The sequence below is a fragment of the Kocuria sp. WRN011 genome (assembly GCF_002295155.1).
GTDB classification, from domain to species: domain Bacteria; phylum Actinomycetota; class Actinomycetes; order Actinomycetales; family Micrococcaceae; genus Kocuria; species Kocuria carniphila.
In genome coordinates this window covers 14273-27629 of sequence record NZ_NSGI01000007.1, presented here as the reverse complement: position 1 = coordinate 27629, position 13357 = coordinate 14273, and the positions used below count along the sequence as shown (strand labels likewise).

Annotated in this window: 10 protein-coding genes; 5 read left to right on the top strand and 5 right to left on the bottom strand. The window is 63.1% G+C overall.

The window, feature by feature from the left end:
• Positions 1–30: 30 nt before the first annotated feature.
• The 3 genes from uvrB (at position 31) to CKW39_RS10770 (ending at position 5095) form a co-directional block, all read left to right on the top strand.
• Positions 31–2172: an excinuclease ABC subunit UvrB gene (uvrB, locus tag CKW39_RS10780; RefSeq protein ID WP_095798134.1), complete on the top strand. Its 2142-nt coding sequence runs from the start codon at positions 31–33 to the stop codon at positions 2170–2172.
• Positions 2173–2390: 218 nt separating this feature from the next.
• Positions 2391–3731 carry a TerC family protein gene (locus CKW39_RS10775; RefSeq protein WP_193554283.1) on the top strand — a complete coding sequence of 447 codons (1341 nt, stop codon included), beginning with the start codon at positions 2391–2393 and terminating at the stop codon, positions 3729–3731.
• Between the two features lie 194 nt (positions 3732–3925).
• Complete coding sequence (locus CKW39_RS10770; protein WP_095798133.1) at positions 3926–5095, top strand: IS1249 family transposase; 1170 nt, start codon at positions 3926–3928, stop codon at positions 5093–5095.
• Positions 5096–5125: 30 nt separating this feature from the next.
• Here the strand turns inward: CKW39_RS10770 and CKW39_RS10765 are convergent, their stop codons facing one another.
• The 5 genes from CKW39_RS10765 to CKW39_RS10745 form a co-directional block, all read right to left on the bottom strand.
• Entirely contained in the window at positions 5126–5635 is a 510-nt protein-coding gene (locus CKW39_RS10765) for a hypothetical protein (protein ID WP_095798132.1), read from the bottom strand.
• Positions 5632–6231, bottom strand: coding sequence for a SatD family protein (locus tag CKW39_RS10760; protein WP_095798131.1), 600 nt, complete (start codon positions 6229–6231; stop codon positions 5632–5634). The genes CKW39_RS10765 and CKW39_RS10760 overlap by 4 nt, the downstream gene beginning before the upstream one ends.
• A 101-nt stretch (positions 6232–6332) precedes the next feature.
• The gene (locus tag CKW39_RS10755) at positions 6333–8948 is read right to left on the bottom strand and encodes an RNA helicase (protein ID WP_095798130.1); all 2616 of its coding nucleotides are present in this window, start codon (positions 8946–8948) and stop codon (positions 6333–6335) included.
• Positions 8949–8993: 45 nt separating this feature from the next.
• Positions 8994–10010: a bile acid:sodium symporter family protein gene (locus CKW39_RS10750; protein WP_254049378.1), complete on the bottom strand. Its 1017-nt coding sequence runs from the start codon at positions 10008–10010 to the stop codon at positions 8994–8996.
• Positions 10007–10663 (bottom strand): MBL fold metallo-hydrolase, encoded by a 657-nt coding sequence (locus tag CKW39_RS10745; protein ID WP_095798128.1) that lies wholly within the window; start codon positions 10661–10663, stop codon positions 10007–10009. The genes CKW39_RS10750 and CKW39_RS10745 overlap by 4 nt, the downstream gene beginning before the upstream one ends.
• A gap of 238 nt (positions 10664–10901) precedes the next feature.
• On the opposite strand from CKW39_RS10745, the gene CKW39_RS10740 reads away from it, so the two are divergent.
• Positions 10902–11483 (top strand): MarR family winged helix-turn-helix transcriptional regulator, encoded by a 582-nt coding sequence (locus CKW39_RS10740; protein ID WP_095798127.1) that lies wholly within the window; start codon positions 10902–10904, stop codon positions 11481–11483.
• Entirely contained in the window at positions 11480–13312 is a 1833-nt protein-coding gene (locus tag CKW39_RS10735; RefSeq protein ID WP_095798126.1) for a DHA2 family efflux MFS transporter permease subunit, read from the top strand. The genes CKW39_RS10740 and CKW39_RS10735 overlap by 4 nt, the downstream gene beginning before the upstream one ends.
• Positions 13313–13357: the final 45 nt, after the last annotated feature.

Here is a 13357-nt window from a genome sequence, read left to right as displayed (position 1 = left end):
CGTGTCGGAGGTGGCGCGTATTCTGGGGGCATGTCGCTGGCTCAGAAAATCAATCGCGTCGTCGCCCCCTTTGAGGTGGTCTCCGAGTTCCAGCCCGCGGGCGATCAGCCCAAGGCCATTGCGGAACTGACCCAGCGTATCCAGGGTGGCGAAAAAGACGTCGTCTTGATGGGCGCCACGGGTACCGGTAAGTCGGCCACCGCTGCGTGGCTGATCGAGGCGGTCCAGCGACCCACACTGCTTCTCGTGCAGAACAAGACGCTGGCCGCACAGCTGGCCAACGAGTTGCGCGACCTGCTGCCCAATAACGCCGTCGAGTACTTCGTCTCGTACTACGACTACTACCAGCCCGAGGCGTACGTTCCGCAGACGGACACCTTCATCGAGAAGGACTCCTCCATCAACGAGGAGGTCGAGCGACTGCGGCACTCGGCCACCAATTCGCTCCTGACCCGCCGGGACACCGTGGTGGTGTCCACCGTGTCCTGCATCTACGGCCTGGGTACTCCGGAGGAGTACGTCAAGCAGATGGTCACCCTGGCCGTGGGGCAGGAGATGGACCGTGACGACCTGCTGCGTCAATTCGTGAACATGCAGTACGCCCGTAACGACGTCGATTTCCACCGTGGCACGTTCCGCGTGCGCGGTGACACCGTGGAAATCATCCCCATGTACGAAGAGCTGGCGATCCGGATCGAATTCTTCGGGGACGAGATCGAATCGATCTACACGCTGCATCCGTTGACGGGGGAGATCGTCAACGAAGAACAGGAAATGTACGTCTTCCCGGCGTCCCACTACGTGGCGGGTGCGGAACGGATGGCGCGGGCCGTGGAAACCATCCAGAACGAACTGCAGAACCGGCTCCAAGAACTGGAATCCCAGAACAAGCTCGTCGAGGCCCAGCGGTTGCGCATGCGCACCACCTATGACCTCGAAATGATGGAGCAGATGGGCTACTGCAACGGCATCGAGAACTACTCTCTGCACATTGATGGTCGTCCCCGCGGTTCCGCGCCCCACTGTCTCCTCGACTACTTCCCGGATGACTTCATGCTCATCATTGACGAGTCCCACGTGACGGTGCCGCAGATCGGTGGCATGTACGAGGGCGACATGTCCCGTAAGCGCACTCTGGTGGAACACGGGTTCCGTTTGCCGTCCGCCATGGACAACCGGCCGCTGAAGTTCGACGAGTTCCTGGAACGCATCGGCCAGACCATGTACATGTCCGCCACGCCCGGCAAGTACGAGATGGCCAAGGTGGATTCCGTGGTCGAACAAATCATTCGTCCTACCGGGCTCGTGGACCCCCAGGTTGTGGTCAAGCCGACCAAGGGGCAGATCGATGACCTTCTGGAGCAGATCGAACTGCGCGTGGAACGCAACGAGCGTGTGCTGGTCACCACGCTCACCAAGCGCATGGCCGAAGATCTCACGGAGTACTTGATGGAACACGGGATCCGGGTTCAGTACTTGCACTCGGATGTGGACACGCTCAAGCGCGTGGAACTGCTGCGGGACCTGCGCATGGGCACCTTCGACGTTCTGGTGGGTATCAACCTGCTGCGTGAGGGTCTGGACCTGCCGGAGGTCTCGCTCGTGGCCATTCTCGACGCTGACAAGGAAGGCTTCCTGCGCTCCACCACGTCACTGATCCAGACGATCGGCCGTGCCGCACGTAACGTCTCCGGTGAAGTGCACATGTACGCGGACCGGATCACGGATTCCATGGAAACAGCCATTGAGGAAACTAATCGCCGGCGTGAGATTCAAGTGGCCTACAACAAGGAACACGGGATCGACCCGCAACCACTGCGTAAGCGCATTGCGGACATCACTGATCAATTGGCCCGCGAGGACGAGGACACACGCACGCTCCTGGCTCAGCGAGCGGCCGCCAACGATCACACCGCCCCCGTCAAGGGCGGCAAGAAGAAGAGCGCGTCCGAGTCTCAGCGCGAAGCCGCGTCCAAGGCCGAATCGAAGCTGTTGCGAGATGGCGTGCAGGCGGCTCCCGCGGAGGATCTCGTGGAGCTCATCGAGCAACTGAGCGAACAAATGCGTAACGCTGCCGCCGAGCTGCAGTTCGAACTTGCCGCCCGGCTGCGGGACGAATTGTCGGATCTCAAGAAGGAACTGCGCCGCATGAAAGATGCCGGTCACGCCTGACCTGTGCACCGTCTGTGTAAACTAGGTCGAACCATCAAACGTGGGGGAGTATCCCTAAGAGCTGTGAACGTCAGCACGAGCGGCAAAGTTGTCACTCCGGGCGCAGCAACCGATCACTCATGGTGCCAAGACCACTTTCGCAGGTGAGTCGACCGAGCACCGATCGGTGGAGAGACCCACGGTAATCATCCGGATCTCTCAACGGAAAGTGCTGACACATGGAAATTACCGGTCTGCAATGGGGCATCACCCTTGCATTGATTTTGGGCCTGCTGGCCTACGACTTCTTCTTCCACGTGCGGAAACCGCACGAGCCCACCATCAAAGAGGCCGCGATTTGGTCGGCCGTGTACGTGGGTATTGCCCTGCTCTTCGGCCTGGTCATCCTATGGATGGACGGCCCGCAGCTCACGGCGGAGTACTACGGCGGTTACATCACCGAGAAGGCGCTCTCGGTCGACAACCTGTTCGTCTTCTTGATCATCATTGCGTCCTTCAAGGTGCCGCGTGCTGATCAGCAGAAGGTCTTGCTGTTCGGTATCGTGTTCGCACTGATCGCCCGTACGGTGTTCATCTTCATTGGTGCCGCCGCGATCAACGCCTTCTCGTGGGTGTTCTACCTGTTCGGTCTGATCCTGATTTATACCGCCGGCAAGCTCATCAAGGGCGAAGTCACGGATTCGGAATCGGACGAGGCCGACAACTTCGTGGTCCGTTTGGCCAAGAAGCTCCTGCCGACCACCGACTACTACGATCGCGACAAACTGTTCACCATTGAGAACGGCAAGAAGGTCATGACCCCCATGCTGTTGGTCATGGTGGCCATCGGCGGTACGGACATCCTCTTTGCGCTTGACTCCATCCCCGCGATCTTCGGCCTGACCCAGGAGCCGTACATCGTCTTTACGGCCACGGCGTTCTCGCTCATGGGTCTGCGCCAGCTGTACTTCCTGATTGATGGTCTGCTGGATCGCCTGATCTACCTGTCGTGGGGTCTCTCGCTCATCCTGCTGTTCATTGGTATCAAGCTGATGCTGCACGCTCTGCACGAGAACACCTTGTCGTTCATCAACGATGGTCAGCATGTTCCGGTTGCCGAGATCGGCATTGGTACCTCCCTGACCGTGATCATCTCGATCCTCGTCATCACCGTCTTGGCATCCCTGTTCAGCCCCAAGGGCCGTGCCCTGCGGATCATCCAGAAGACCCAGGACCTCTCGGAGAAGTACCTGGCTCTGCCCAAGGATGCCCCCGCCGAGGAACGCAACCGCATCTCCACCAAGATCGCGGAACTCACCCAGCAGTTCCCCAAGATCTCGGAGAAGCACAAGGAAGAGCTCATCGACTCCCGTGCAAAGTTCCGCAAGATGGTGGATACCGTGCACGGCCAGCAGAGCGAGTTCGAATCCACGGGCGAGGTCAAGACCCCGTCCCCGGATCTCGACCAGGAGGATGTGGAATCCGCAGCCCCCACCGCCACGGTGCAGCCCACCGGTAAGGCCGCAGACGGCAACGGTCCTGAAGGCCACTCGTCCGGAGGCTCGAGCTCGGTCCGCTGATGGATCGAAGACGGTCTGAGTAGGCCGCCACATTAACGACGTCGCCCGCGCACCTCAGGTGCGCGGGCGACGTCGTTTTCATGGGTGGTATTAGCGCCAGGCGGGTTATAGGCCAAAATGTGTGTATGGCGGGGGCTTGCTTGCCTGCGATAGCACCGTTCTAGGGGCTTTGACATGCTCTGGGAGCATGTCTGGTGCCCCTTCCACGAAACAGACCCTCTTGTGGTGTATGCGCTCAACCGTTGGTGAAGAACGGGAAGACCAGCGTTGGTCGGACCCGATGGCGATGCCGGCAGTGCGGGGCCTCAACCACCATCCACCGCGAACAGCTCACCCGACGAGCCCAACTGGACTGGTTTCACGCCTGGCTTGTGCACGGAGCGAAGAGCGGCGATTTCAGCGGTAGCGCCCGCACCTTCAGGAGAGCCACCGCCTGGTGCTGGCGAGTACCTGTCCCGCGCCCGGAGCCGACCGGGGTGATCCACCACCAGATCATCCTCGATGGCACCTACTTCAACGGCTGGTGCGTGCTCATCGCCTACACCGGCACCCACGTGGTGGACTGGCAATGGTGTGACCACGAGAAAAAAGCCGCCTGGGTGGCGCTGTTGAACCGGATCCCGGCCCCGGTCGTGGCCATCATCGACGGTGGCACCGGCCTGCACGCGGCCCTGCGCCAGGTCTGGCCCCACACCGCGGTTCAGCGCTGCTACTTCCACATCTACACCGCTATCCGCCGGCACCTGAGCCTCTCACCACGCCTGGGAGCCGGCCAAGAACTGATGCGTCTGACCCGGGCGCTGATGTCAGTGGCCGACCTGGACCAAGCCGCGGTCTGGATGGGCGCCTACGCCACCTGGGAAGCGAAGTGGGAGACGTTCTTGAAACAACGCTCCCGCCCGGGCAAAGGAGTACTACGCCCTACCGGGGTGAACGAGAACCGGGCCTGGTGGTACACCCATCAACGCCTACGCCGAGCCCGCGGGTTCTACCGGACCCTGATCCGCCACCACAACCTCTTCACCTGGCTCAACCCCGCCCTGGCACCGGGAACTGGGGTGAAGGTCGACCGCACGACCTCTCCGTTGGAGGGCGGGCCGAACAAAGCCATCAAAGAACTGCTACGAGCCCACCGCGGAATGCCCGAAGACCACGCTCGACGGGCCGTGGACTGGTTACTGAACTCCCTCACCGAACGCCCCAGAAACCCCTGGGATCTCGCCCGGGAAGAACACTGGAACCCACCACCAACACGCCCCCAACACCGGGACGAACCGATCGGGCCGACCCTCTATGACAACGCCTTCAGTTGGGAAGACGGCAACGGCATCCAACACGGCTGGGCAGGCCGACACCACCCATGACACACCCGAGCCATACACACATTTTGGCCTTTAACCCCGCCAGGCGGCGAACGGCCCGGGGTCCGTGGTGCACCACAGGGCCGTGGCAGCGAAGAGTGCGGCCCACAACAGCGAGGCCAGGGTGCCGATGATGAACTGCTCGCGTTGCCGTGCATTGGTGAATTCGCCGTAGCGGGCCAGGCCCTTGACAGCCACGACCACGCCGATGCCGGCCACGTGGCCGGTGAGAAGGGAGGCAATGGTGGCGGCGCGTTCCAGGAAACCGATCACCAAACCGCCGCGCAACGGTGGAGTCACCGGCTCAGGGGGCGGGTCCTGACCGTTCCACGGATCGGGACCGGGGGTGGGTCGCTCGTGGGACACGTCCGCCAAATTGAACACCCACCGCACCACGAGGTCTCCGGAGAGCGTTCCTGCTACCAGGAGCGCCGGGTAGGCCACTTCACGGGGGGCCGTACCGGCCACCGCGGTCCATACAAAAGTGGTCAGGACCAGAGTGGCCGGGAGAACCGCGTCCAGGAAAATTCGGGAGATTTTCACGGGGCCTCCGGCTGCTCGTTGGCCAATTCCAGGAACGTGAGAACCGTCGGGTGCACGGCCTGCTCCTGGCTCCACAGCGCGGAGGACAACCGGCGGGACACCGAGGACTGAGCAATGTCCAGCTCCTGGGCAATCTGTTGCTGGGTGAATCCCTGCTGGGCCAGAACGGTGGCCTGCTTGGCCGTCTCGGTTCGACGTTCCCGCACGGCACAGGCCAGGCTGAGGACGGCTTCCGCGTGGGTTGCCCAGTCGGAGCCGCGCACGGCGGGGTAGCCAGTGTCTTTGGAAGCGGTCACGGCTTCTCGGGCGGACACGAAGGCCTGACCGGTGGCCTCGTTGACGTTCTCCGGGAGCGGGGTGTCCACGTGTCCGATGCCCAGACCGACGTGCCATTCCTGCTCATCCGCCAGGGCCAGCACCACGTCCAGGACGCACTGCGGCTCGTCATAGAGTGCTTGCAGTTCGTCTCCGGCGCTGATCTGCCAGCCGAGGACTGCCCCCGGAAACGAGCTCCGGAAGCGGTCGCGGTGTTCGAGCATGGCCAGGGACTCGGGATCCTCGCGTGATCCCCTGCGGTCCACGGTCAGTGCGTACACGGTGCCTCCTCGCTGTCCGTCCGCTTGGCGTTATGCTACATGCGGTTCCCACTGCATAGAACTCACTTATGCGTTGATAACTGCATATGCTGGGGTGAGTTTCAGCCACGACCCGTTTCGGCGATATTGCCCACGTTGTCGACCAGTACCGCGGGGAAACCTTCCTCGTCCGAGGCGGCCAGATCGATGCGGGCGTTGATCCCCCAGTCATGGTTGCCGTCGGGATCGTCGAAGACCTGGGCCACGGTCCAGTACCCGCTGAGTCCCTCGGGCTTCTCATTGATTCGAATCAGCGCCGGGCCGCGGGACTGGGCGTCCGTGTAGATGTCGTCGTATTCGCCGAAATAGGCGTCCATGGCGTCCGCCCAGCGATCGCGATCCCAGCCCGTGCCTTCGTCCAGGGCACCGAGGACCTTCTCCTTTTCCTGGGCAAAAAGTTCCACGCGCTGGAACAGCGCATTGCGGACCATGACCCGGAAGGCCCGAGGGTTTCTGGTGACACCCTCAGGCTGTTCCTCCACAAGCTCCTCGAGGGAATCCGCGCTGGTTCCCATGGGGGATTCCTCGCCTGCAGCGAGCTTCTCCCACTCATCGAGCAGGGAGTTGTCCGTCTGCCGGATGCTTTCACCGAGCCACTCGATCAGATCGGTCAGCGTTTCAGTCGTGGCATCCATGGGGACGGTCTGTCGCAGCGCCTTGTAGGCGTCCGAGAGATAGCGCAGCAGGATGCCTTCGGAGCGGGCCAGCCCGTAGAACTGGACGTAGTCACCGAAGGTCATGGCGCGTTCGTACATGTCCCGCACCACGGACTTGGGGGACAGCTCGAACTGGGACACCCACGGCGCCGAACTCGAATAGGTTTCGAAGGCCTGCTCCAGGAGTTCCCGCAAGGGTTGGGGATACGTGATCTCGTCCAACTCACGCATCCGCTCGATGTACTCCACGCCGTCTGCCTTCATGACGGCCAGCGCTTCGCCCTTGACCTTCTTCTCCTGCAGGTTCAGCACTTGACGCGGCTTCTCGAGAGTCGCTTCAATCACGGAGACGACGTCGAGCGCGTACGTTTCCGACTCGGGGTCCAGGATGGTGAGCGCGGCCAGTGCGAACGGGGACAGCGGTTGGTTCAGGGCAAAGTTGTCCTGCAATTCCACCGTGACCTTGTAGCGGCGCCCGGTCTCGTCCGGTTCGGGCAGCCGCACGACCACTTCCGCGCGGATGAGCTCCCGAAGGATCGCGAGTGCCTGCTTCAGCAGTTCACGCTTGCGCGCATGCACTTCATCAATGTTGCTGAGCAGGTGGTAGCCGGCGGCCACGTTGTTGCCGGGTCGCTGCAATAGGTTCAACACCATGGAGTGAGTGACCGTGAAGGAGGACGTCAACTGCTCGGGTTGGGCCGCGACCAAGCCGTCGAAGGTTTTATTGCTCCAGGAGACGAAACCCTGCGGCGGCTTTTTCTTGGTGACCTGCCGCAGCTTTTTCTGATCGTCGCCGTGTTTGGCCCGTGCCTTGGCCATAGCGCGTTCGTTCTCGATGACGTGTTCGGGGGCCTGCACCACCACGGTGCCCGCGGTGTCATATCCGGCTCGACCGGCGCGGCCGGCGATCTGGTGGAACTCACGAGCGCTCAAGCGGCGGGTCCGTTGGCCGTCGAACTTGGACAGCGCGGTGATCAGTACCGTGCGGATGGGTACGTTGATGCCCACGCCCAAGGTGTCGGTACCGCAGATGACCTTGAGCAGCCCGGTCTGTGCAAGTTGTTCGACCAGGCGACGGTATTTGGGCAGCATGCCCGCGTGGTGCACACCAATGCCGTGTCGAACCAGACGATTCAGCGTCTTACCGAATCCCGCCGAGAACCGGAATCCTGCGATCAGGTCAGCTACGCGCTGCTTCTCGTCCTTGGCCAGCACGTCCACTGACATGAGGCTCTGTGCCTGTTCCGCGGCTTGTAGCTGGGAGAAATGCACCACGTACACGGGAGCCTGGTGCGTGCTCAACAGTTCTTCGAGTTCCTCGTGAATGGGACGCTCGGAGTAGTAGTAGTGCAGGGGAATGGGGCGGTCCGCGGAAGTGACCAGCTTGGTGGCGCGGCCAGTGACCTCCGTGAGCCTGTCCTCGATGCGAGTCACGTCACCGAGCGTGGCGCTCATGAGCACGAACTGGGCCTGGGGAAGCTCGATGAGGGGTGCCTGCCACGCCCACCCGCGCTGCGGGTCCGAATAGAAGTGGAATTCGTCCATGATGACCACCCCGAGGTCCGCGTCCGCTCCCTCTCGTAGTGCCACGTTGGCGAGGATCTCGGCCGTGCAGCACACGATGGGGGCATCCTGGTTGACGGAGGAGTCACCGGTGACCATCCCGACATTCTCGGCGCCGAAGATTTCGCACAGGTCGAAGAACTTCTCGGACACGAGTGCCTTGATGGGCGCGGTGTAGTAGGAGCGCTGGCCGCGAGCCAGGCCGGCGTAATGCGCCGCTACCGCCACGGTGGACTTACCGGAACCGGTGGGGGTGGCCAGGATGACGTTCGAGCCACCGGCAACTTCCAGGACGGCCTCGTCCTGGGCTGGATACAGCTCCATGTCCCGGGACGAGATCCACCCGAGGAACCCCTCGTAGATCTCGTCGTCGCTGAGCGGGTTCGAGGCAAAGTCCCCGCGCAGGTAGTGGTGACCGGGGGAAGAGAGTTCGGGGGCAAGAGCGTCCAGGAGTTTCATCACCGCAAGCCTATCGACACTTGCCGACAGGCATAGACCGCAGCGTCAGGAACGGACGCGAGCGGCGTCGTCGTCCTCGGTAAGTGCGGAGCGCGCTGCGGCGCGAGCGTCGGCCCGGCGGCACAGCAGGGCGAAGACCGCGCCGGACAAGTTGTGCCACACCGAGAACACGGCTCCCGGCAGTGCGGCGAGCGGGGACATGTACTGCGCGGCCAGACCGGCCGCGAGACCCGAGTTCTGCATGCCGACCTCCACCGCGGTGGCACGCCGCACGGGAACGGGTTGACCCGTGACGCGACCGATCAGATAACCGAGCGTGTAACCGAGCACGTTGTGAATCGCCACCGCGAGCAGGACGAGCAGACCGGCCTGGACGATGCGATCGGCGGAACCGGAGACCACGATGGCCACAATCGTCGCGATCCCGAGGACCGAGAGCCACGGCAGCACGGGGAGAAGTCGCTCGACCAGCCGTGTGAGAACCAGGCGCACCACGATGCCCGCGATCACGGGAATCAGGACGATCATGACGATGGACATTGCCATGGATGCGCCGTCCAAGGGCATGTACTGCCCGGCGAGCCACAGTGTGAGCAGGGGGGTGAGCAAAGGTGCGAGCAATGTGGAAATGGACGTCATGGTCACCGACACGGCCACGTCACCGCGCGCCAGGAACGCCACCACGTTGGACGCCGTGCCGCCAGGGGCGCAACCGACCAGGATCACGCCCGCCGCAATTTCGGGCGGCAACTGCAGGAGCCAGGACACGAAGAGTGCGAGCAACGGCATCACGATGTACTGGGCTGCGACGCCCACCGCGATGGGCACGGGGCGCTTGGCGACCAAAGCGAAATCGACGGGACGCAATGTGAGGCCCATGCCGAACATGACCAGACCCAGCAGTGTGTTGGTCCAGCCGGAGGCCTGCTGAATCGTCGGGGCAAAGAAGTATCCCGCAGCGCCACCGGCAAGAACCAGGATGGGGAAGACCAGAACCGCCACGTAGGCGGCCCGGTCTGCGGTAGCGGCCGCGGGACCGGACTGTTGCGCGGGTGAAGTCACCAACCGCGCTGCTTCCATTCTTCGAGCTGCGGGCGTTCGGCACCGATGGTGGTGGGCTTACCGTGACCCGGGTGGACAACGGTGGCGTCGTCGAACTGGTCGAAGATGCGCTCGGTGACGTCCTGGTAGAGCTGCTGGAAATCCTCGGGGGAGTTGGTCTTGCCCAGGCCGCCCGGGAACAGGGAGTCGCCGGAGAAAATGTGGTCCGGACCCTGCGGGTCGCGGTAGACGAGTGCAATGGAACCGGGAGTGTGGCCGCGCAGTTCGATGACTTCGAGCTCGAAACCGTCCAATTCGGCGGTGTCACCGTTGCTGAACGTGAGGTCCATGGGGACGTCGATGTCGTCCTCGTCAGCCGCACCGCACGCCGTCATGGCCTCGGAGTGGGTGGCCACGCTACCCAGGGCACGGACGTGGTCCCAGTGGGAGTGCGTGGTGATGATGAGCTGAAGGTTGGCCCAATCAGTGCAGTCGGTGGAACCGGCGGCCACCATGCCGGCGATGGCACGGGCGTCGTCGGCGGCGTCGATGAGCACCTGAGTGCCGTGCTCCTTGGATGTCAGGAGGTACACGTTGTTGTCCATCTCGCTCACCGAAATGCGGCGGATGGTGATCTCAGAAAGCTCGGTTACCTCGGTCTGGGTGGCGATCATGCCACGAGTGTAGGCCCACTACGGCGAGAGGGGCCAATATGGGCCCAGCATTTCACCCGTGGTGTCCATCGCACCGTGACGGAACCCACCCTCGTATTAGTTAGACAGCCTACAGATGGGGGCATATAGTTGCATGTTGCAAGCAACTGTTTGAGGATTCTGAACCGGTGTGTCGACCCGGCCCCACGGTTGACGGCACATTCCTTTAAGACAAACACAACCCACACCGGGGGAGTCCATGAGCGTTTCTCAAGAGACCGCAGCCGCGCTGGTGCAGGAGCTCTTCGAGCTGCAACGCGTGATGCGACGCGTTCTGAAGGAGTCCACCGCAGAGCGTGACCTGTCAGTCGTGCAAATGAGTCTGTTGAGCCATTTGGCCTCCGTGCCCGCACGCCGGGCCAAGGACATCGGCGCAGATTCAGGGTTGGGAGCATCGGTCATGAGCCGTCAGCTCAGTCATCTTGAGAAGCTCGGATTCATTGAGCGAGCACCCGACCCGGAGGACGGCCGCGCCCAACTCGTGAAGATCACGGAACAGGGCCGGAGAGCCGTGGCGGATCACCTGGAAGCGGACACGCAACGCCTGATCGAGCGGCTCGGTGTCTTGAGCGAGGACGACGCCGCGCAGACCCGCGAGGGCCTCAACCGGTTGACCGACATTTTCTTGACCTCTCTGGGCCTGGAACGCATGACCACGTGCCTTCCGCAGGTGGACCCCAAGAGCGCGCACGGGGCACGTATTCCGCACGCTCCGCAAGGACCTGCGACACACACCACTACTACTGAGACGACGCATCGTCTGGAGGACAACGTTCTATGACAGCAGCCGACACCTCGTCTGCGGGCGGCAAGGATCAAGCCACGAACCACGGCACGAATCGAGCCGACAACCAAGGCCGGGGCCGCAACGACCAGAAGACCCGGGACGAAGAACACCGCAACGTCCTGCGGGCCCTGACCGGCATTCTGGCTGCCTTCTTCATGGCCATGGTCACGCTGACCATCATCGGTACCGCTCTGCCCGTCATCATGGCGGACCTGGGCGGCGATCAGACGGCCCTGTCCTGGACCGTGACGGGCACCCTGTTGGCCAACGCCATCTTCACCCCGATCTTCGGCAAGCTCGCGGACCTCTTCGACAAGAAGAAGCTGCTGTTGCTCGCCATCCTGATCTTCGTGATCGGCTCTGGAGCGGCGGGTCTGTCCACGTCCATCAGCATGTTGGTCATGGCCCGCGTGATTCAGGGCATCGGCATGGGCGGCCTGATGGCACTGGCCCAGACGATCCTGGGCACCATCATCCCGCCGCGCGAGCGCGGCCGGTATGCCGGGTACATGGGCGCGGTCATGGCCGTGGCCACCTCGCTCGGCCCGCTGCTGGGCGGCCTGATCGTGGACCTGTTCGGTTGGCGCTGGTGCTTCCTGATTCCCGTGCCACTGTCCATCCTGGCCGCGGGTCTCATCATCAAGACCCTGCACATCCCGCCGCGTGAGCAGGAGCGTAAACCGATCATCGACCTGGGCGGTATGACGTTGCTGGCCATCGGCACGGCATCGCTCGTGCTGTGGGTGTCGTTCGCCGGCAAGCTCTTCGACTGGGCGTCATGGCAGTCCATGGGGTTGGTCGCCCTCACCATCGTGGCGGCCGTGCTGTTCGTGATCGTGGAACGCCGCGTGGCCGAGCCCGTGATGCCGCTGAGCGTCATGACCGAACGCACCACCGTGCTCGCCACGATCGCCGCCATCGCGACCGGCGCCGCAATGTTCGCTTCCACCACCTACCTGGGCCAGTACTTCCAGCTCGGCCAGGGCTTCACGCCCACCGAATCGGGGCTGCTCATGTTGCCGCAGGTGATCGGCTCGTTCGTCGGATCGATGGTGGCCGGCCAACTGATCACCAAGTTCGGCAAGTGGAAGCGGATCTTGATCGTGGGCACCGTGATCCTGGGCGCCGGTTTGTTCTCCGCGGCCACACTGACGCACACCACGCCGGTCTGGCTCGTAGGTATCTTCATCTGCCTGGTGGGTCTGGGCGTGGGAACGCTCAACCAGAACCTCATCCTGGCGGTCCAGAACACCGTGGGCCTCAAGGACATGGGCGCGGCCTCGTCAGGCGTCGCGTTCTTCCGCACGGTTGGCGGCGCGCTGGCGGTCTCGCTGTTCGGTGCCGTGCTCACGCGTCACCTGACCAGTTCCATGGAGACGTTCGCGCGGGAACACAACGTGGACGCTTCGCAGATGGGCGACGCCGCTTCCATCGACCTGTCCGGCTTGCCGCCGGCCGTCGAGGAGGCCCTGCGCTCGGCCTACGGAACCGGCACCGGCCTGCTGTTCCTGATCGCCGCGATCGCCTCGGTGGTCACGCTCATCTGCGTGCTGCTCATGAAGGAGATTCCGCTGCGCACCACCGTGGACGTCGTGGAGGTCGATCCGGAGACGGGTGAGCTCTCCGTGGTCTCCAAGAAGGTGGATCCCGTAGAGGCCGCCGGCCTGCGCATGCACACCGCGCAGACGGGTTCGCTCCCGGTGATCGACCCGCAAGCGTCCGGCTTGCGCCGCTCCGTCGCAGAGGAGGACGACGACGCCGCACGCTCGAGTTCCAGCGCGGCGTCGGCCAGGTCCGACTCGAGCCGCGGCCCGCGAAACTGAGACAATAGAAGTTCGTCGATCGTTGCGCTGAGCGAGGATTCACCC